Origin of the sequence: Veillonella magna, assembly GCF_959600285.1 — a bacterium.
Taxonomy (GTDB): Bacteria; Bacillota; Negativicutes; order Veillonellales; family Veillonellaceae; genus Veillonella_A; species Veillonella_A magna.
Map to the genome: position 1 here is coordinate 149,225 of NZ_CAUGKU010000001.1, position 21,666 is coordinate 170,890.

Consider the following 21,666-nt stretch of genomic DNA (forward strand, 5'->3'; position numbering starts at 1 on the left):
GGTCTATCGAAGAGCATTTCTTATACTGATAGTCTACTTCCTTCTCTCCCTCCAGAGGAAAGAAAGCGGTGTCCATATATCGAAAGAGTGTCATCCGTCAGACCTTACCTCTGAGATATATGGACATCGCTTGTAAAAAATCTCTTTTATCTTTCACAATATATACATACCCATACTGTACATGGTGACTTTGTAAAAGAGATTGACGAAGAATTAACCAATATAAAATTCAGTGAAACACAGGAGGTGGCCTATATGACCTACGAAATAGAATTACTGGTGCGACATAAGGTCTACCTATTCAATTGATCAGTGAGTGTACTTCTCTATCCGAACAAGAAATCCGTGACCTCGCCAAAGAACATAATCTACTGTGAATCATATAAACAAAACTCCTGTAGGACAAGTTTACTATTACAACTCATCCTCCAGGAGTTTATTTTATTTATTATATATACCCAATCTTCTTTTACAACGTGATCCCACTCACAGTTGTAATAGATAGCTACTATTTACCCTTTTCGATAGCAGCTAAACGTTCTCTCAACTCAGCTACCATAGCACGTAACTCTTTCACTTCATCTTCAAATTCAGAAGTAGCTTTCGGCACCTCTCCACTACCGATGCGCCATGTTACACCTAAATTGGCCATAACATGAGAGTTACCTGCATAAGCAATACCACCGTTAAGCATAGTACGACCATTTACATAATGTGCCGCACCAACAGCAACTGCTTGTTCACCGCGATATGTACCTACGCCGGCCATAATCTGTGTCGGTTCTGCCGGGTTATAGGCTACCGGCTTGAGAGCAGCAAGAGCCGCATTCATCGCATCGCCCTTACGACTTTCTTTACGAAGATCGCGAATAGCTTGTGTATTGTTACCAACCTGCTGTGCTACCTGTCCGATGCGCTCCGTATTAGTATCTACTTTCTGCTCAACAGCATAGAGCTGACCACCGTTCACTGCATCGGTGGAATCCTTAGTTTTTTCACCATCAGCTACATTGGTTAATTTTACAGGAGTATTCGTAGAACCGTTAATATCTGTCAATGCTTGCGATGGTTTATCACCAAGTGATTGCGTATCAAGCTTCACCGCACCATTCTTAACCGTACCATCAGGATTAACATCAGATGCTTTGTAAATACCATCGCCTACCTTGGTAATAGCTGTACCATCTCCGGTAATAAAGGTGGAACCACCGAAGCCGTCCTTACCGTCAATGCCGTCTTTACCTTTTAAGGAATCAATAAAATCCTTTTCATCTCCCTGATTACCTGCAGCCTGCCATACCTCATAAGCAGATTTACCAGTTTCACCCTGCGGTCCTTGTGGTCCTGTGGCTCCGGTTTCACCCTGCGGTCCTTGTGGTCCTGTAGCTCCGGTTTCACCTTGCGGTCCTTTGAACCGATCATCGTTAGCTAACGCATCTTTATCAAGGCTTACATACACAATTTCATTACCATTAGCAGTTATAGGTTCCGCCTTCAAGCCATCGCCAAAATCGATGCGCATATTGCTTAAGGTAAATTTATTTACGGCCGCTCCCGGTTTATAAGTATCCTGTTTCGTACCAGAATTATAAATATATACCGGCGCATTCATAGCCGCATACAACTGGCTACCGTTAATAGCATCTGTGCTATGTACACCGATAAAGCCCGGGGCCACATTCTGAATACGACGTGTAGCTGTGCCGGAACCCACGCTGACTACACCAACAACTTGATCGCCACCGGCAAATGTATAATTGTGTTCACCATTGCCCATAGAAGTGTAATCATTAGCCGTGCCTTTCGTACGGTCTACATCATCGGCAACCTACGCACTGCCGGAGCCTAAAAATACAGAGTTAGCTGCCGTAGTAGTAATGCCATTCCCCAATGCAACTACCTGAGCATTCGTAATAGTATTTTCACTACCAATCGCAATAGAGTTTTCCGCATCGTCAGCTATCCCACTTTCACGCCCCAACACAATAGTATCATCCGAGGTAGATTTTGCTTTGGTACCCACCACGATAGCATTATTTACTTCTTTCTGTTCCATCTTGCTGCTGGCATCCTGCTGACCTACACCGGCCTCGCTTCCTAAGAACACATTGCCTTGACCTTTAGCCAAACGACCCGCCTTATCACCGATAGCAATATTGCCGACTGCCGTCAACATACTACCGCCATCAAGAGCTTGTAATGAACCGGTGTTTTTTAAATTATCCATCATGACACCGGCACCGTTACCGATAGCTACCATGTTGGAAGATAACGTATTGAGTCCGGCCCGTTCACCGACAGCTACGTTGTTGCCGCCGCTATTGCTTTGTCCGGCCTGGTATCCGTAGAAAGCATTTCGATTACCGGTACTGTTCATACCGCTTTCAACGCCGGTCATTGTATTTAAAGCACCGGTCACTTCTTTACCGGCCTGTTCACCAATGTACACATTACGAGTGTCGTTATCATTGCCATGACTATTTGCACCGGCACCGGAACCAATAAATACCGACTTGGCATTCTTATCAGAGCCTACACCGGTTTCTCTACCGATCGCAATCATTTCATTGCCTACGGTAGTAGCATTCGCTCCGATGGCTACCGCATAGTTCACTTCTTTCTGACGACTCTCGATAGCATCCGCAGTTTGATTGCCTACACCGGCGCCGTCACCGATAAAGGTATTGCCTTCGCCTTTCACCAAACGGCCTGCCTTATAACCAACGGCCACATTGCCGATAGCATTGGCCTGCGCACTACCATCAAGTGCCGTATAGGTGTAACCGGTATTACTTGTTCCTTGGGTTGTTAAGTTTTCCATCATATAACCGGCTTGGTCCCCTATACCTACGCTTCGCGCCGTACTGGACTGATACATCGACTTATGACCAACCGCAGTATTGGCTTCGCCTTTGCCCAAGTTAAGCGCATCATGACCTAATGCCGAATTATTATTACCAACTACTGCCTCACCGGCATTTCGACCAATAGCAACATTATCATCGCCTAAGGCAGATCGACCACTAATTTCACCTAGGAAAATATTATTATTTCCCCTTACTGGCAGTACGCCTTCAGATACCTCATCATTGACATCATCCCATCTTGTACCGGCCCGTTTACCGATCATAATATTACCGCTGCCTTGTGCTTGGTACCCTGCTTCGGAGCCGACAAAGAAATTGTCATCGCCTTCCGTCTCCATACCGCTTTGATTGCCTAGGTTGATATTTCTTGTACCCTTCTGCTCATAACCGGTATTTCCACCGATATGTATGTTCTTAGCACCTTGCTGCGTATAACCGGCTTGCCAACCAATAGCGATCAGATAGTCTGCCTCGGCTGCACTGCCACCTGCCGTAGAACCAATCGCTACCACTGACTCCCCGGATGTGCTCTTACCGGCTTCATGACCAATATAGATAGCATTTGTTGCTGTACTCGCCTGTTTTTCTTCATTATCTGTAGATATACCACCGGTATTGGCACCGATAGCAATGGTACCGTACGTAGTTACAGCCGCGCCATTACCGATAGCAATGGCATCCGTATTCGTCGCCGTCGCATCTACCTCGTCACTGCCGGTCATGTACATAGCGATGCGGTTATTAACATCAGCTACTTTGTGCTCCTGTTCAACTGCACTTACCGTAGAGGTTGCACCTAATACAGCCGTAAAGGCCGTCCCTATTACCAATGCTGATAATACGCTTTTCGTTAACAATTCTTTCTTTTCGGATGACCCATTCCGAAAAGCTGTCGTAAGATAAGAGTTAACTTATTTTTACCCTTTCTCATCGTCATCTCCTTACATGTCCCCAAAACAAAAAAATACAAAGCACAACTCACTACACTATAGCCAATTTAAAGTATATATAAACCATAGTATATTTCCGTTTCATATTATAACTACACTCATTGGTTTTTGTAAAGATATTTCTAGGTATTTCTAGGTATTTTTTTGATTTCCATAGATAATTAAATATTTTACTTATTTATGACGTTATTCAGCGTAATATAGCGAAAAAGAACAGCGGAAATACTTGTGATTACCGCCGTTCTCTTCTTCTACTACTTGTGCCAACTGCACTCTATATAAAGCTCTTCTTTTTTCCGTATAACTCCTCACATACACAAATATCGAGGAAATACATTAACAAGATACATATAGCATCCATGTCCATATACTATATGATACTTAAATAAAAAAGAGCACCTATGCAGTGGGGACAAGAGTGTTGGATATAGCATAGGTACTCTCTCTGTACGGTAATTACTTAAGCCTATATATTTAGGTTGTTGGGAAAAATATATAGAACTATAGCATGTCACGAGGTTGTGAAGATGACACAATACAGTGCTTCAAATAACTACCACAGTCATTATACTAAAGAATGCATATATATGTAAAGTATTTTTTATAAATTATATTTATTATTTGTTATAACGTTTATACAATTCATGTACTATTATTTACCTATCTATCAACTTCCTTATTTTAATCATATATCTTTTCATACAAATCATAAAGAAACACAGCGGAAGACACCTATGTCAAGGGGTCATTGAATCTGACATAGGTGCCTTCCGCTGTGTGTAGTAATTATTCTATTCTATATATAATTAGAGTGTCGTATCATGTGTGGGAATTATATATAGGGTTATGTCATCGTATTGTGAAAATGACATAGCGAGGAGATAAAATAATTACCTGGTAGTATTATACTAAAGAGTATGTTATTCTGTAAATATATTTTATAAAATTATAATAAATTTTTGTAAAAATAAAATAGTCTCCGTAAGTCATGACGTATAGCATTCATATATAGGACTTTTATAAATCAATACTGAGAGTACGCACTAGCACCGAGAGTAGAATAATGAACAGTTCAAAAGTTACATAGGATAACAACACTTCCTCCTCGTACTTTTAATAGTAAGGAGGGATTATATGATTACCAAACGACTTTCTTCTAATGTGGATAGCATTACGTCTGATAGAATAGACACCGTGTCTAAGAGAAGAAATATATCCGCAGATGAAGCCACCAACACCGATACTTATTTTTCTTACGCGTTACCTACTGGATCGTTATTAATCCATGAAGATATAATAGACTACGAAATGGAATTACTGGTGCAACATAATGATGGTATTCGTGAAGGAATTGCCATTGGACGTAAGGAAGGATTAGCTGCTGGACGCAAAGAGAGACTGAGTCAAGGGCTAAAGCAAGGACAAGCTGCCGGCAGTCAATTGCGCGCGCAAAAAATGGCCATATCCATGTTGGAGGACAAAGCCTCCATAGCTTTAATTAGCAAATACACCGGCTTATCAGAACAAGAAATCCGTTCCCTCGCCAAAGAACATGATTTACTGTAACCCATATAACTAAGAGGGGCACTCATGTTGATACCTGAGTGCCCCTCTTTCCTCTTTCTTCTAGTAAGGAGAAGAAAGGAGACTATCAGCATAAGAAACGCTCTTCGATAGACCGAGCTTTCGCTGCTGATAGTCTCCTTCTTTTATGTGTTCATTCGTAAGACCTGACCTCTTAGATATATGAGCATCGCTTTAAATTTTATCTGTTAAGCTTCGAGAATTCCTATAACTATATAACCAAACTTATATTAACCAAACATTCACAAAAATTACATCAAACCTTCCATTCCTCACCCCCTCACCAAATAAAAGTGCTGCCCGCTTATCGGAAGCACCGAGAAAAACAGCGGCTCATCAATATAAGAAACGCTTCATACCAACCTTTCTCCCTCCCAGAAGAAGTGATGCCCGCTTATCGGAAGCGCGTCATTCGCAAGACCTGACCGCGAAGATAAGCGGGCATCACGCTATTATTTAAACAACACACTCTGCGGTTTATATGTAATCGTATTGATCCGCACGAACCCAACAGAAGGATACGCAAAGAGCGACGCCAACTTATCGCAAAGAATATTTAACTCTTCATCCGTCTTCTTCGGACTAATGTTATTAAAAGCCACTAATTTTACCTTTGATGCCCCTTCACTTTCCATATTTAAACGAAGCTGCACCTTAGTGGCCGCTACCACTACATCCCAAGACGGACCACGTTCTTCCGTTTCATCATCGAACGCATCCTCCGACTCATCATTAGCACCATCGTTAGATTCATCATTAGATGCATGATCAATTACATTGCCATCTTCACGCGGGGACGCACCTGCTTCAGCCTCTGCGTGCGCACGAACTGTACCGGACTCTGAGGTAACGCCGTCACTACCGTCCGCGCCAATCGCCATAGCATCGTCACGTTCAACATCGCTACCATCACTATTCATTTCACGCATCACACCGTTCGTAACTGCGCTTTCCATAACTTTTTCGTTAACATCATTTAATTTTTCACTCATATCTATCGCTCCTTATACAAATTCACTCACATCATCGCATGGTATCTTTCCTTATAATTTTTTCAAAATCACCGCTGCTATCACCTCTACCAGCAGCTTGACAAATTCTTTTATCGACATGTCATCACCCGTCTTTTCTACTACAGAATTTGACGAAAGGTAGAACCGAATGAACTATTTCATCTCTTCCACGGTTGTATGTTCCTTATGCGCGCAAATATAACGCGTAGCCACGAGTCCTGCAGAGTCAACGAAGAAACCGCCCATAGCAATGAAGCGACCTACTTCATCCACTTCTTCAATAGTAAGCCCGTCTCGCGGCATACTAATGGGCACGCTTAAAGACATCTTCGTCGTATCATCGGTAAAATTCATTTTAATCACGTCGGTAATTTTATGGTGTGTACTAATCATAACTATAATCTCCTTTTCATCCTTGTATCACAACGCGTCGAAACCGTCATCGCAATACACGCACAATACTTTACTTTCACAATACATTTGCAATACTAAACTCAAAATAGATGTACAATACTAAACTTAAAATACATCCTTGATGACTACGCACCTCCTTTTGTGACCGATGTTACGCAATGGCTTCATGGCACTCACCTCCTTTCACTACTCCGTCTTTTGCCTAGACTTACAATTGACAATAGCCTCGTTTGTAAAGCCACGTTTTCATATACTGTAAGCACTTGTGTTCATTCATCAACACTCCCAGCTTATCCAAGCATCGTTGCCGTTGCTGGTACACCGCTTGCGGCGATACACCAAACTGATGAGCAATAATAGATACAGGAATGTCGTCGTAATAATACTTACAAATAAACTCTTTGTCGTGAGGTGGCAGCTGTTCGACCAGATCGGCCAGAGTCTTGGCTATCAGGCCATCATATAAAATAGATTCCGGATTCGTATCATCGGCCTCCTCATGACCAACCGGTATGGCCGCCGGATCCGCTGTGCCCTCATCAAATAGCGCCTCTACATCAGCCAGTGCTTTAATAGCACGAACCGCTTTTTTACGACTTGTTTTCAACGAATGACACATATGTTGTGTAAAGGAATACTTGCCACCCACATCGTACGTCTTAATGGCATCTACCATATCAATAAGAAGCAAGTCAAACATGTCATCATTAACACCGCCCACATCTTGGTAGGTATCTGTTTTATATACCAACGGCATGTACAAGCAAACCAAAGCATTAAATGCGTTGTTGTTGCCTTGCTGCGCCAGTGTCACCAAGCAATTATCCCTCTCGTTAATTTTCTCCCATTTCTTGCGATTCTTTTTATTAGCCTGTACACATTTACCATTCTTATGACTCTGTTTTCTTGTTTGTTTACATTCCATTGCCTATTAATACTCTCCTTAAAACTACAACTTTAAAAAAATATTTAAATTTATACATTTTGTATTTTATATGTATCTCCTTTCAATCTACAATCAACATTGCTTACTATTTTCTTCTCTCTTAAAAACCCCTTCACTATATACAGGCAAAAAATCGAGTGATTTTAAACATGAATTTTTAATTTTTTTCCAAATTCCTAAAAAAATATGAAATATGATTTATTTTTATCAAGTTATTGAAAGCATTTCTTACTTAGAGCACAAAAAAAGAACTCCATTATTAGATCTACCTAATTATGAAATTCTTTCGATTGTGTCCGACTGTCCTTCAATTCAGCTGTATATTATTGTCATTTTTATTTATAATTATAACTTCTTGAAAGTAAATAGCTACTTAAAAATGAAAGTACATGGTTGCTTACAATTGCCATCACTATGTTCCTAAAGAGTGCAGTACGCTGTGATGGAATTCCTTTTGATGTCCGTCGCAATCCTCTCAACGCTAACACCCGAGAAGCACTAGAAGAATATAAGGAAATGAAAGCTCATCCGGAGAACTATAAACGATATGATAGCTTTGCTTCTTTAGTAAGGGATATAGACAATGAAGCTTGATAGTATTGCTTCAAACCGATTTCGAAAAGATTTGAAGCACACAGGGTCCCATTCGGATTTATTTTGACACAACAAAAAATATTGCACACAAAAAAGACAGCCATCAGGCTGTCTTTTTTAACGTGCTAGCTTACCACAAATTGAATTGTAATTGCGTTTATTTGCGCTGTATGGGTTTAATGGGCCGTCCCCCATAGATTATCGTTGGCGATAATTTAAACGGCATACAGAGGAAATTATCCCCTTAAAACAACATCTCCATCCGTTTATCCGACCCTTTCAATACAAAGGCTTCGCAACTACCGGCGATGCGACTACAAATGCGTTGGCTCGCAATATCACCGCTCGCTTCAAAGTCTTCCATCATCAAATTAGACGTAATCACCATAGGACGTCCTTCCATATAACGGGTGTTGATGATAAGTAACAGCTGTTCGCGCACCCAGTCCGTATCGTGCTCCGCCCCGAAGTCGTCAAGCACCAAAAGATCCACCTGTGCCAATCGATCGAGGTACACGGATTTTCTTTCATTCGTCGCCATGCAGTCACGCAGTCGTTCCATCAATACCGGCACCGTACAGAATGCACCGCTTCGTCCTTTTTCAAGACACGCTTGCAAGGTAGCTACTGCCAAATGCGTCTTGCCAATCCCCGTAGGTCCGGTTAGGAAGAGTCCCTTTGCCGGACTCTCTTCGGTTACCATTTGTTTCGCATAGGCAAGGGCATCCTCATTCTCCTTCGTCTTCTTGTAATTAGCAAAGGTCATCGTCTTGTACAACGCCGGGATATGGGCTGCTGCCTTAGTTTGAGCAGTAGATAAAATATCCCAGTACGTATCGCCGGCCTTGCATTTGCAATAGGAAAGATAGCCGTGGGCATCCATCTTTGCCGTGTAGCCTTTGATGGTACTGTCGCACTTCTCCCGCCCCGGACAATGAAAGGTGCAGTGTTCGTTGCTGCGAGTAAATTCCAAAAGGCGCAAAAAGTAGTTGTCGTTCTTCGCCACCGCTTCGTCCAGTATCACATGCTCCCGCTTCAAAGCAGCGGCAATGCGCTTTCGATCTTCCCTGAACATGTCGTCTATCTCCGTTATGTTCTTGGCCATAATGATTGCTGTTGCCCCTTCTGTCGGTGCTACTGTTCTACCTTCTGCCGGTGCTGCTGTTCTACCTTCTGCCGGTCCACCTGTTATACCATTTGTCGGTGTTACTGTTGTTCCATCGGTTGCACTTGCCTTAGTATTCATTTCCGAAGACGACTTCATACGCTGCGCCAATGCCGCTAACGCCGGTAGGCTTTCCATGGACTGCATCCCTGCCATTAGTCATCGCCTCCTGCTCGGTGATAGTGAAAAGTGCGACGCGGTGCCGGTTTCCTTTCCACTGTTGTTAACCCGACTCCTGCCACGTGGTAGTAGAAGCGTCTAGCGCAGCCTGTTCTGCTAGAGGTTGTGGATTCTCCCGTTCCGCTGTAATTTGTGGAGCCGTCTCTGTTACCGTTGCCATTAGCATATCCCGTAGTGCGAGATCCATCCCTTTGTGACCGAGAACCATACCCTTGTGACCGAGATCCGTACCCTTGTGAGCGATAGGCATCCCGCCGTTCCTTCGCTTCCGCTTTCCACTTCTTTTCATTTCGTTCCCAGTAAGCAGCCGCTCGTTTCCAACTCTTCATCGTCTTTTTGCCCACAGACCAACCTACCGCATCGTAGTACGCCATGAATGCTTCCGGATCAATGTGGTAGCCCTTCTCTTTACAATACGCCTGCACCATCTCCAGCGTTGGCGGAACAAACGGTGCCTCTTCGTCATCCGTACAAGACTTCGATGCAGACTTTGGTACAGACTTTGATGTAGAATCCAATACAGACTTCGGTACAGACTTCGCTACAGACTTTGATGTAGACTTCGCTATAGGCTTCGCTGTAGATTTTGATTTAGATTCGGATATTGATTGCGACATATCCTCTTCTGCATTTTCAAATGTATTCTCTTGGGGCTCTACAAGGATAGCTTCGCTACCTTTCTTTGTACTTTCTTTAGAGATGTTTAGTCTAGTTTCGTTTAGTTTAAGTATGCGTTCGGGTAGGCGTTCGGCTAGGCGTTCGGGTAGGCGTTCGGGTAGGCGTTCACCTAAGCAGTCGCTTTGACCTTCATTTTTAGAAATATGTTTCCCTTCATTTTGTGAAATAGTTTGATCGTTGTTTTGCAAATCACATTGATCTTCCTTTGGCATATCACATTGATTTTTGTTTTGCAAAATACACTGATCAGCATTACCTGCATCCGCAATAGCAACGTCTTCACTAACAACTTTTTCGCTAACAACTTTTTCGCTAACATCTTCTTCGCTAACAACTTCTTCACTAACAGCATCTTTATCATCTTTTTCTTCAGCCAAATTAATTACGCCCGCACTATCAATTTCTTCGCTACCAATTTCTTCACTAAGAATTTCTTCGCTATCACTCATGTCCACAGCAATCGCAGCACTGTTGCCTGATAAAAAGCTGGTCACAATCCCTTCCTCTTCCATAGAAATCATTTCATAGACTGTCGCTTTCTTACCCGGACGTACACTGTATCGAATGCGCCCTGCTTTCTGTAACGCAAGCCTTGCTCGTTTCACTGAGGATTCGCTCAATCGCGTACTTGTCATCAGCATCGACATGGGAACGGAAAATTGTTTTTTCCAAGAACATGTATTGTTATAATGCATCAACACATACCAGAGCACTTGCGCCGATGTCGACACCTCCGGATGCAATGTGATCCAAACATTAAACGCGTTCATTTCTTCGATGTAATTCATGAGTCGTACCTCCCTAAAATCTACCGGGGAAAATTACCCCTTCACTTATAACAGGCAAAAACGACCCCTTTTTTAAACATAATTTCCCATACTTTTTTATTATACTATTATTTTAATTTTGCATCAAAGCTAATAAACCCAGCATACATCTGCATTGAACGCTTCTTTCATCAAGAAATAAAAATTATAAAAACTCTATGCGTACTGCTCCGATCGATGGATATGTACAAACAAAAGAAATTAATATCATCGAACATTCATTTAATACCACCGAATATGTAATTAATCCTATCCAACGTGTAATCAATGACGCAAAAGCTAAAAAGTCCCACATATAGATTGATTGGTCACATCTGGAAAATGGATAGATAAATATAAAAGTATCCTACGATAGCTCTTTGAAGCCCGGTCTTACGAAGGGCATTCTGCATAGCTATCGTAGGATACTTTTTTCTAGCGAGGAGAAGGAAGGAACACTTGTGTTGACCAACACCGAGAGTACGTAGTAGCACTGAGCGTAGAATAATGAACAGTTCAAAAGTTACACAGGACAACAACACTTCCTCCTCGTACTTTTAATAGTAAGGAGGGATTATATGATTACCAAACAACTTTCTTTTAAAGCGGATAGCATTCTATCTGATACGGTAAACACTACATCAAATATAACAAACATATCCGCAGGTGAAGCTACCAACACTAATACCCATTTTTCTTACGCGTCACTTACTGGATCTTTATTAGTCCATGAAGATGTAATCGATTACGAAACGCAACTAGCCTTACGCGAAAAATGGAAGAATCTAACCATTACAGATAATTTTCTTTTTGAAAAAGTAATGCGCAATAAGCGGATTTGTAAACGTCTGATAGAAAAAATTCTTGGCCTGACTATCGCGGACATCAGCTTTCCCGAGTCGGAGAAAGTTATCGACATGCGTCGTGACAGCAAAGGGGTACGACTGGATGTGTATGTAACCGATATGGATGGAAACATTTATGACATTGAGATGCAATGTACCAATGAAGGACCGGAAGCATTAGGCGGACGAACACGTTACTACCAAAGCATGATTGATGCTGATACGTTCAGCAAGGGCAGCGACTACCGAAATCTTCGCACGACGTATATCATTTTTATATGTACCTTTGATTTTCTTGGTCATAGTGAGCCTTTGTATGAATGCAAAACGTGCTGGACAAAGAAATCACGAGATATTATTCAAGACAAATCAACTAAAATTTTTCTAAATAGTACGGTAGGAACTGCCGATGCTACACCGGATCAATATCCGGAGGTTGATAAAGACCTCTTTTATCTTTTACAATATATACATACCCATGTAATTCATGGTGACTTTGTAAAAGAAATTGATGAAGAATTAACTAATATAAAATTCAGTGAAACACAGGAGGTGGCCTATATGACCTACGAAATGGAGTTACTGGTGCGACATAATGATGGTATTCGTGAAGGAATCGCCATTGGACGCGAAGAGGGAAGTAATATTCGTGCGCAAAAAATTGCCTTATCTATGTTACGGGAACAAATACCTCTCAATGTAATTGTTAAATGTACCTCTCTATCCGAACAAGAAATTCTCGCCCTCGCCAAAGAACACAATTTACTATAACCCGTATAACTAAGAGGACAACTCATGTCTTGGTAGTTAAGTCTTACGAATGAAATGAAATAGATAAAAAAGTATCCTACGATAGCTCTTTGAAGCTCGGTCTTACGAAGGGCATTCTGCATAGCTATCGTAGGATACTTTTTCTTCCAGCGAGGAAAAGAAAGGAGACTATCAGCATAAGAAACGCTCTTCGATAGACCGAGCTTTCGCTGCTGATAGTCTCCTTCTTTTATATATTCCTTCGCAAGACCTGACCTCTGAGATATATGGACATCGCTTGTAAAAAAACTGTTTTATCTTTTACAATATACACATACCTCTACCGTACATAGTGATTTTATAAAAAAATTCATGATACATCAGTAATAGATTAATTATTTTATGTGAAAAAGGGATTTAAATGAAAGAAACAGATCAAACTATAACCGCATCAACACTACAACAGAAAACACCGGACGCACTACACGCTGACATTGAAGCCTTACTCAGCAGTCGTTGCACCATTCCCGGCAGTTTACCCCAGTGGGAAAGGGCTTTCACCAAACTATGTATGGCTTGGGGGCGCATTGAAGATAGCATCAACCCCGTCCACATCGTGTACAGTGCCGACAATGGCATCACGGAAGAGCCACATATTCAGTATCCCCAGTCCATCACCTATCATCATACGGCGAACATGCTTCACGGCGGTGCTACCATCAGTGCCTTTTGCCGCTTCAACACGATTCCTTTAGTCATTGCCGATGTGGGAATTAATCATCCTGAACCGGTAGGGCTCAATTTGAAAGCAACTACCGGAACAAAGAACTTTACCAAAGAACCGTCCATGTCAAAAGAAGAATATACCCACGTGTGGAACAAAGCCACTCAGCTTATTGCTAACCAAAAAGAAGCCGGTTACAATCTGATTTCCTTCGGTGAAATGGGAATCGGTAACACTACAACCTCGGCAGCCGTATTGAGTGCCTTAACAGGATTGCCACCGGAAGAAACGGTAGGCTACGGATCCGGAGCCAGTGAAGAAACGTATCGCATCAAGCGCGATGTAGTCAGACGAGGACTCGCTTTGCATCACGATGCGATGACATCACCACAGGACATTCTCCGTTGCGTCGGTGGCTTTGACCTCGTCGCATTGACCTCGTCCATGCTCGCCTGCATGGAGCAACAGCTCCCCTTTGTCATCGATGGGTTCATCACTGCCGTTGCCTTAGCGACTGCCTATGCCATTGATCCTAAGGTCGCCGACTATGCATTGCCATCACACCAATCGCGTGAAACCGGCATGACAGCGGCACTTGCCTTTGCCCACCAACCACCGGAGTCAGTCATGCTTCATGCTTCCATGGCCCTCGGCGAAGGATCCGGCGCGGCGTTAATGGTACAATTATTAAAAACTATCTACTATGCATTCACCCACATTATATCCTTGGAAGATATTTTTAAAGAAACATTGCCATAAGGAAGTACTCTGTCTATTAACTATCATCGGTAATTTACTATATATACAGCGAAAGAGGGTATCATAGCTGCGCAGAGAGCATTCGCAAGACCTGTCTCCCCTTAATCTTGCTTGGCTATTAACTATCATCGGCAATTTACTATTATACAGCGAAAGAGGGTATCATAGCCGCGCAGAGAGCATTCGTAAGACCTGCTCTCCTAGCGGCTATGATACCCTCTAAGCCTATTACTAGAAACCGATGAAAGTTACTTAGCCAACAACTGCTGTACCATTGCCTTCAATTCATTAATTTCAGCTTCTTGTTTAGCCAAACCTTCTTGTTGTTTCTGAATATCTACTTGTTGCTGTTTAATAATAGCATCTTGCTGTGCATCGCGTGCTTCCATAGCATTTACCATGCGAACAAGTTCTGCCTTAGACTTGCCGCTGTACGATTCACCGCTGCCTGTACGCCAGCTAATACCCATGTTCCACATGTTTTCACCGTTACCGAAAGCACCGCCTATGGAAAGCTGCGTTACTTCGTTCGGACGATAGAAAGCACCTAAGGCCATTGCCGAAGTTCCCTTATACGCACCTACCCCGGCAGCAATGTTCCACTTGTCATCCGCATCAAAGTCGAGAGGATGTAATGCAGCGAGTGCCGCAGCACCGGCCCCCACCTTATCTACACGGCGATTGGTTTCACGAATGCGATTATCCAATGCATTTACGTGCTTATCCACGCCATCAATGCGATTATTAAGATCTTCTCTAACCGTATACAGCTGCCCGCCGTTCACAGCATATGTAGAATCAGCTGTTAACTCACTGCCAGCTACATTAGAAATTTTCTTTCCGCCTGCATCAATACCGTTAGTCGTAATGGATGGGCCGTTCGTAATGGTAAGACCATTAGCATTTACCGTAGTAGTATTTGTAGAATTTCCAATAGTAAGCGAGCCTTTGTCACCCATATGGATGGAGTTGTCCTGTATCGTTGTGTTGCCTACTGTGAATATGCCTTCTTTATCCATTGTGATAAGCTTATCTTTTACTTCAGTAGTACCAACCTTAACATATTCATTGGTTACTTCCGTTTTGTCGCCTACTTTAACAGAGTTATCTTCTACTACCGTATTACCTACCTTAACATGTTCATTCGTTACTTCTGTTTTGTCCCCTACTTTAACAGAGTTATCTTCTACTACCGTATTACCTACTGTAATGGACGTACCATTAACTACTGTATCTCCTATCGTTAAGGAGCCATCTTTTCCTAAATCAATCTTTTCCGCAAGCTTGACAGATAATCCTTTATCCGTAGCCGTTACACCAATATTATTATTGGTTAACTTACCTGTTGCTCCACCGGTAATTGACAACGTTTCATTATTTTTCACACTAACATTTTTATCCGTATTATCTCCTGCGAGATGTAAAGTTGTATCCCCAGCTACTTCTCCAACTTTCGCTACAAGATCTGATAAATCTGCAGTTAAATTTTCACCATCATTACGAGTTATAGTTAGTTGATTGTTATTTCTATTATAATTAATGCCTGTTATAAATGTATTTGTATCAACATTCGACAAGTCCACCGTCACTGATTGGTTATCGTTGCGAGTTAAGGTTAGCTGCTTGTTATTTTCATTGTACGCACCACCTGTTACATACGTATTCGTATCTGTATTAGTGTCAATACCGGCTAGATTAACAGCAAAAGTTGATCCATCGCTGCGAGTAAATGTAATGTCTTTGCTTTGATTATCATAACTACCACTACTTGTAATAGTATTTGTATCGGTATCAACGCCCGATAAATCAACCGTCACAGATGAGTTGTCATTCTGCGTTAAGGTCAACTGCTTTTTATTTTTATCATATGCACCACTGGTCATATACGTATTCGTATCTGTAGAGGCTTTAGAATTTACTAACTCTGTTACTTTCTTCAACTGCGCTACATTGACCGCATCGGTGTCATTCTTACCGGCAGCGACTCCGGTGATTTGACGGGTAATCTTCGTATCCCCTACAAGATCCCCTACCGATACAGCCGCACGAGTGCTCTGCCAAATATATGCTGAATCCTTATTGGAATCAGACAATGCATACGCCGTTCCTGTAAGAGGATCATAGCCGGGGGTTTCTTTATCTACACTGGCTACACTCTCGCTACCGAGGGCTACGCCGCCGTCAACCTGCGCATTCGCATTGTATCCAAGGATGGTGGCATTAGAAATGTTAAGTTCTCTTTTTTCTTCTTTTGCAGAACCAAGGATAACATTGTTCGTCTTTCCGCTCTTAAGAGTATAGTTATCGCCGAAGATGATATTGTTATTGGCTTTTTCTTCTATGATATTATTGTTCCCTATGAGCTTGATGTCTCTAGCACCTGTTACAGTGTTATTGTACCCAATGATAGAATCAAGCTTAATAATGTTATCTGCTGTTCCCTTAACAGTGTTATTAACGCCTGTAATCATGGTGAGATTTGTATAGTTGGCTACGTTACCGCCACCGAAGGCCATGGTAGCACCGCCACTGTTAGATTTTCTTATAGCATCTCTAAGAGTATTAGACTGAGCTGTTACATCTTTTAGACTTGGTGACTCCAATATACCTTTAATATCAGTAATAGAATTTGTAATCTCATTCCCCGCACCGTACACAAGGGCACCATTTGAATTATTGACCCGATTCGCTACACCTACAATACTGTTTGCAATTCCGGAATGAGATTTTCCAAAAAAACCACCATATTCTTTCGTAGAAGTATATGATTCATTACTGTTCAGCGTACCTACAACAGTGGCACCAAAGTTTTCCAGATTATATTTATTGAGAAATCCATAGCCAGCATTTCGACTGGTCTGGATATTATAATTTCCTAATGTAGTAGCAAGGAACCCTTTTGTAAAGCTATTAGTCCCTACCGTCATGGTCGCTACAGTATGCCCATAAACCCCGTGTTCCCCTTCCGTTTCAAGCTTAGAAGAATCAATCTCTGTTACATCCCCCATGTTGCCTTTAAAGTTGTGGCTTCCAATCATGATGCTGCCACTGCGTGCATAAGTCTGGTTGCCGATAGCAATGGCACCGGCGGCATCCTCAACCTTACCTGTTGGTGAAATAGCACCTTCTTGACCACCTCGGCCAATAAATCCTTTAGAACCATCACCAATGACAATATACGCTTGATTCGTTCCTCCATCTTCAACAACCCTTGACTTTGCTCCAGAATTCTTTTGAAAGTAGATTACATTTCCATTATTTTTACTTATAGCTAACTCATTTGTCTGTAGCGTTTTTCCATCGAAGAACCCATTGAACCAAGCTTTTTCATCTGCTGTTAAGGCCTCGCCAGTTGCCACTTTTTTTATTACATCTGTCTTTATAACATCTGCCGCACTTACGGTACTAGTTCCTAGAAGAGTCCCCCCCCCAAACACAAACGTCGCCATTATAGACGCAGTTAATTGTTTTGTTCGTTTCCCACTTACTTTCATTGTACTCTCCTTTCATCGCCTCGTGATTTTAACAATGATCGCCTTCTTTTAATACTCTCACACATTAAATAATATGTTATCTACCATTTAACACCTGCCGTGATAAGACATCCAACATTATGTGTCAAAAAGAAATAAAATAACACTTTTCTTGATTCCATCGTATCATATCCAACTAATGCTGTCTACTACTTTCAATACACTCTTGTATTTTGTATGCGCACAATCAAGTTTTACCTTCCCAATGATAATTCAAATACGCCTCCCACTTTCTTCATAGATAACACACACACGCTTTCACCATAGGGGAGGCTTCTGTTACTGCTAGCTTTCAATGTGGACAGCCTATTATCTTCATTGTATTACCACTACGCATACCATTTGGGATTATGTCATCTTTCATTGACCATGCATATATAGCAATGGATTATAATCTTATAATCTATTACTATATGTATATGAACCAGTATTTCTATCATCAATGAAGCCATCTCCGGACTATCCGATTGTCTCGCAGGAGGTCTATTATGTACGAGTTATCCGAAACCAATATATATCCGTGCTGGCATTACGATGCCGGACTGAGCACGTCGGCAGCCACTTCGATTTCACGGGAAGTGCGTTATGAATTGTATTTGGATCATCAATCGTTGGGACATGTAATTGCGTCACCGCATCACTTAGATGAATTGGGTCTCGGCTATTGTCTGGCGGAAGGCTATATCCAATCGCCTGATGAAGTCGCCGCTATTGATGTAGATGCCACGAGTCATCGCATCACACTTCGTCGCACGTCTATCGCTACGGCAACGATGCAACGCCGGAACTCGTCTTCAATCGTCGATACAACTGCCAAGTCCGTTTCGATTGGCAGTACGACTCTCCGGTCCGCTTCAAACATCAATGGAACCACTAAGTCCTCATCGCATTGGTCTGTTACCTCTGAGGAAATTTGTTCCTATGGTACACTACTGGACTCGATCACGAAAGCGCATCACATATCGCATGGCGTTCATGAAGGAGCCATCGTCAAAGCCGGTCGCGTCTTAGCCTATGCGGAGGATGTGGGCCGTCACAATGTATTGGACCGACTGCTGGGCATTGTCACCAAGAAGCATATCGACACGACGGATACCTTACTCATCTTTAGCGGTCGCGTACCGGACTCGGTGATTCGTAAGGTTCACCGCATAGGCTGTCCTATTCTCTGTTCGCGTGCCATGCCCACAGAGCTGGGTATTACCTTGGCCGATGCTTACGGAATTACACTCGTCAATAAGCTGCGTCCTACAGAGTTTTTAGTCTTTGCTCATCCGGAGCGCATCATAGCCGATACGCAATTAATACATAGTTAGTAAACGGTTAATAAACAATGTAATCTATAAATAGTAAATATGTAATTAATAAACAATGAATACATAATAAAATAACTAGCACCCCTACACAGTATAGAAGTGCTAGTTTTCATTTATATGTTACATCGTATTCAATTTGTAATAATCATTTTCTAACAATCAATTTGTGATGCTCATGTTGTGACAATCAATTCGTGACGATTACAGGGTGATATTAGCTACGGGCAATACGTCCACATAGTCACCCTTATCATAGTCTGTATGTCCTTGCAATAGTTTGGCCAACCCATTCGTCTTAGCCATGCCCAGTAAGGCACTGGAGGTATATAGTTCATTGGGATAGAATACGCCTTCCCCTTGTTCGCTGACAATAACGCCTTGCACATAGCGATCGAAGGGATTTTTTTTGTGAATGTCTACGCCAAGGCGCACGCGTAGCGGTGGTCGCAACGCTTCCGCATAGCCGGACAGCATTCGCAGCAGCGGTACTACAAAAAGCTGAAACGAGTTGTATGCTGCCGTCGGATTGCCTGATAAGCCCAGACAAAATACGGGATTACCTTCATCGCGGCGAATAATGCCACCATACGAAGCGGCGCCCGGTCGCATTTGGATGCGTCCATACAAGGCTTCCGCTCCCAATGCTTCATAGATGGCCGGCATCGAATCAAAAAGACCTACGGACACGCCGCCGGTACTGATAATGACATCCGCCTCGGCAGCTAACTCTTTCACCATAGTCGTTTCTTCATCCAGTCGCGCCGGATCGTCACTGATATGGTACGTCGCATACGGCGTAAGCCCATGCTCGCGCAATAGGCCTTTCAGCATATACAGATTGGAATTATACACCTTCCCCTTAGTCATCGCCGTTCCCGGCGCAATGATTTCACGGCCCGATGTTAACAACAGCACCTTTGGCCTGCGGTACACGGTTAAAGACGCTCGACCTACACCGGCAGCCACCGCCAGCTGACCTGCTCCTATGGGAATGCCTGGCTGCATCAGTATAGTACCGGCTTCGCATTCTTCACCACGAGGGATGATGTTATCTCCTTGGGTAATCGTCCCCCGCACGGTAAGTGCATGGCCATCCAGCTCACAACGTTCTTGCATAACAATAGTATCGCAGCCGTCCGGCAATGGTGCCCCGGTCATGATGCGCACCGCTTCGCCTTTTCTCACCACGCCGTCATACACCTGTCCCGCGCCGATCGTGGCCACTACCGTAAAGTGTTGCCGCCCTTCTTCGTAGGGCAAAGCAAAGCCGTCATACGGCGATTTTGGAAACGCCGGGATGGCTTCGGGGGCCGTCACCGTTTCCGCCAGTACTCGCCCCAACGCTTCATCAAGCGTGCATTCTTCACTCTTCTTTTTGTATGTTGCCGCTTCCGCCAATAATCGTTGACGAACTGCTTCTACTGTTATACCGTTCACAATAGACCTCCTTGGTCACCGCACTATCGGTGGCATGTCTTCCTATAAATTCAGTATATCATTAGTGCCCATGAAAATATAGTGACACCGGCAACCATCAACGGAGGCTTACTACTCGCAATGCTTTCTTAGGACAGCCGCTCACACAGGCCGGCGTTCCTTCTTCGGTGGTGACACACAAATCACATTTCGTTGCCACCATGCGCTGCGCCTTCGTAGGTGCCATCCATACGGCACCGAAAGGACAGGCCAACACGCACTCCTTGCAGCCGATGCATGTGTCTTCATTGACGATGATGCCGCTTTGCCCATGCCCCTTCTCATCTTCGTTCCAGGTACGTCGCTCGATAGCTCCTACCGGACACGCTGCCATGCACGGCGCATTTTCACAGTGACGACAGTGAAGGACACCCTTCACATCCTCTCGGCGAAAGCTCTTGCACCGCTGCCGCTGCGTCGGTTCATCTAACGTAACTTCCTTGATGCTCAGCTGTTCATGACTCATAATACACCGCCGTTCACACATACCGCAGCCAATGCAAAGCGATGTATCACAGTATACAAAGGCGTTCATTAGACTCCCTCCTTTCCGGCAACCCGAGAAGCCGCTCGTACGGAGCGAACTTGTTTGTCCGTTAGGCTCTGCTGCTGTACGTCCTCCGTATAAAAGGTAAGGGCCTCTGTAGGGCAATGCGACACACAGGCCGGTGCTTCTTCTGCCGTTGACGTGCACAAATCACACTTATGCGCCACACGCCGTCCCTTTTCATCAGGCGCTGCCATAGTAATGGCGCCAAAAGGACAGGCCATCACACATTGCTTGCAGCCGATACACTGCTCGCTTTCAAAGGCAATATGGTGCGCATCCTTATGTAACGCCCCTGTCGGACAAACCGCAGCACATGGCGCATTTTCACATTGATGGCATTGCACCGTCTTTGTCATCGTTTTCGTTTTCACTACCTTAATGCGCGGTTGAAAGCTTGCCTCATCGGGATGCACAGTAAAGATAGACGGGCCTTCATGCGCGACTACACAAGCTACCATGCAGGTGCGACAACCGATGCATAGCATGGGATTTCCCTTTACAAAATAATTCATAACG

General features: G+C 43.2%; 15 protein-coding genes. 4 read left to right on the plus strand and 11 right to left on the minus strand.

Features of this window, described 5'->3' with window-relative positions; genetic code table 11:
• Positions 1-508: 508 nt before the first annotated feature.
• Together Q5873_RS00680 and Q5873_RS00685 are read right to left on the minus strand one after the other, a co-directional pair.
• On the minus strand, positions 509-1,777 hold the full coding sequence (locus Q5873_RS00680; protein WP_303058899.1) for a YadA-like family protein: 1,269 nt from the start codon (positions 1,775-1,777) through the stop codon (positions 509-511).
• Between the two features lie 51 nt (positions 1,778-1,828).
• Entirely contained in the window at positions 1,829-3,724 is a 1,896-nt protein-coding gene (locus Q5873_RS00685; RefSeq protein WP_303058900.1) for a hypothetical protein, read from the minus strand.
• 1,227 nt (positions 3,725-4,951) lie between these two features.
• On the opposite strand from Q5873_RS00685, the gene Q5873_RS00690 reads away from it, so the two are divergent.
• Positions 4,952-5,383, plus strand: a complete 432-nt coding sequence (locus Q5873_RS00690) for a FliH/SctL family protein (protein WP_303058902.1) — start codon at positions 4,952-4,954, stop codon at positions 5,381-5,383.
• A gap of 470 nt (positions 5,384-5,853) precedes the next feature.
• Here the strand turns inward: Q5873_RS00690 and Q5873_RS00695 are convergent, their stop codons facing one another.
• The 5 genes from Q5873_RS00695 to Q5873_RS00715 form a co-directional block, all read right to left on the minus strand.
• Positions 5,854-6,393 carry a DUF1659 domain-containing protein gene (locus Q5873_RS00695; protein ID WP_303058903.1) on the minus strand — a complete coding sequence of 180 codons (540 nt, stop codon included), beginning with the start codon at positions 6,391-6,393 and terminating at the stop codon, positions 5,854-5,856.
• Between the two features lie 174 nt (positions 6,394-6,567).
• The gene (locus Q5873_RS00700; protein ID WP_276624827.1) at positions 6,568-6,807 is read right to left on the minus strand and encodes a hypothetical protein; all 240 of its coding nucleotides are present in this window, start codon (positions 6,805-6,807) and stop codon (positions 6,568-6,570) included.
• Positions 6,808-7,036: 229 nt separating this feature from the next.
• Positions 7,037-7,753 (minus strand): RNA polymerase sigma factor, encoded by a 717-nt coding sequence (locus Q5873_RS00705; RefSeq protein ID WP_303058905.1) that lies wholly within the window; start codon positions 7,751-7,753, stop codon positions 7,037-7,039.
• An 859-nt stretch (positions 7,754-8,612) separates the two neighbouring features.
• Positions 8,613-9,689: an ATP-binding protein gene (locus Q5873_RS00710; RefSeq protein ID WP_303058907.1), complete on the minus strand. Its 1,077-nt coding sequence runs from the start codon at positions 9,687-9,689 to the stop codon at positions 8,613-8,615.
• Positions 9,689-11,179: a ring-infected erythrocyte surface antigen domain-containing protein gene (locus Q5873_RS00715; RefSeq protein WP_303058908.1), complete on the minus strand. Its 1,491-nt coding sequence runs from the start codon at positions 11,177-11,179 to the stop codon at positions 9,689-9,691. The genes Q5873_RS00710 and Q5873_RS00715 overlap by 1 nt, the downstream gene beginning before the upstream one ends.
• 596 nt (positions 11,180-11,775) lie before the next feature.
• Here Q5873_RS00715 and Q5873_RS00720 point away from each other — a divergent pair.
• On the plus strand, positions 11,776-12,813 hold the full coding sequence (locus Q5873_RS00720) for an Rpn family recombination-promoting nuclease/putative transposase (protein WP_303058910.1): 1,038 nt from the start codon (positions 11,776-11,778) through the stop codon (positions 12,811-12,813).
• A 400-nt stretch (positions 12,814-13,213) separates the two neighbouring features.
• Positions 13,214-14,275 (plus strand): nicotinate-nucleotide--dimethylbenzimidazole phosphoribosyltransferase, encoded by a 1,062-nt coding sequence (locus tag Q5873_RS00725; protein WP_303058911.1) that lies wholly within the window; start codon positions 13,214-13,216, stop codon positions 14,273-14,275.
• Between the two features lie 248 nt (positions 14,276-14,523).
• Here Q5873_RS00725 and Q5873_RS00730 read toward each other — a convergent pair whose 3' ends face one another.
• Positions 14,524-17,769 (minus strand): YadA-like family protein, encoded by a 3,246-nt coding sequence (locus tag Q5873_RS00730; RefSeq protein ID WP_303058913.1) that lies wholly within the window; start codon positions 17,767-17,769, stop codon positions 14,524-14,526.
• 527 nt (positions 17,770-18,296) lie between these two features.
• On the opposite strand from Q5873_RS00730, the gene Q5873_RS00735 reads away from it, so the two are divergent.
• Complete coding sequence (locus Q5873_RS00735) at positions 18,297-19,124, plus strand: formate dehydrogenase accessory sulfurtransferase FdhD (RefSeq protein WP_303058914.1); 828 nt, start codon at positions 18,297-18,299, stop codon at positions 19,122-19,124.
• Positions 19,125-19,325: 201 nt separating this feature from the next.
• On the opposite strand, the gene Q5873_RS00740 is transcribed toward Q5873_RS00735, so the two are convergent.
• The 3 genes from Q5873_RS00740 to Q5873_RS00750 all read right to left on the minus strand — a co-directional run bounded on the left by Q5873_RS00740 (position 19,326) and on the right by Q5873_RS00750 (position 21,662).
• Positions 19,326-20,561, minus strand: coding sequence for a molybdopterin molybdotransferase MoeA (locus tag Q5873_RS00740; RefSeq protein WP_303058915.1), 1,236 nt, complete (start codon positions 20,559-20,561; stop codon positions 19,326-19,328).
• A 97-nt stretch (positions 20,562-20,658) separates the two neighbouring features.
• On the minus strand, positions 20,659-21,135 hold the full coding sequence (locus Q5873_RS00745) for a 4Fe-4S dicluster domain-containing protein (protein ID WP_303058916.1): 477 nt from the start codon (positions 21,133-21,135) through the stop codon (positions 20,659-20,661).
• Positions 21,135-21,662, minus strand: coding sequence for a 4Fe-4S dicluster domain-containing protein (locus Q5873_RS00750; protein WP_303058917.1), 528 nt, complete (start codon positions 21,660-21,662; stop codon positions 21,135-21,137). Before Q5873_RS00750 ends, Q5873_RS00745 begins: the two co-directional genes overlap by 1 nt.
• Positions 21,663-21,666: the final 4 nt, after the last annotated feature.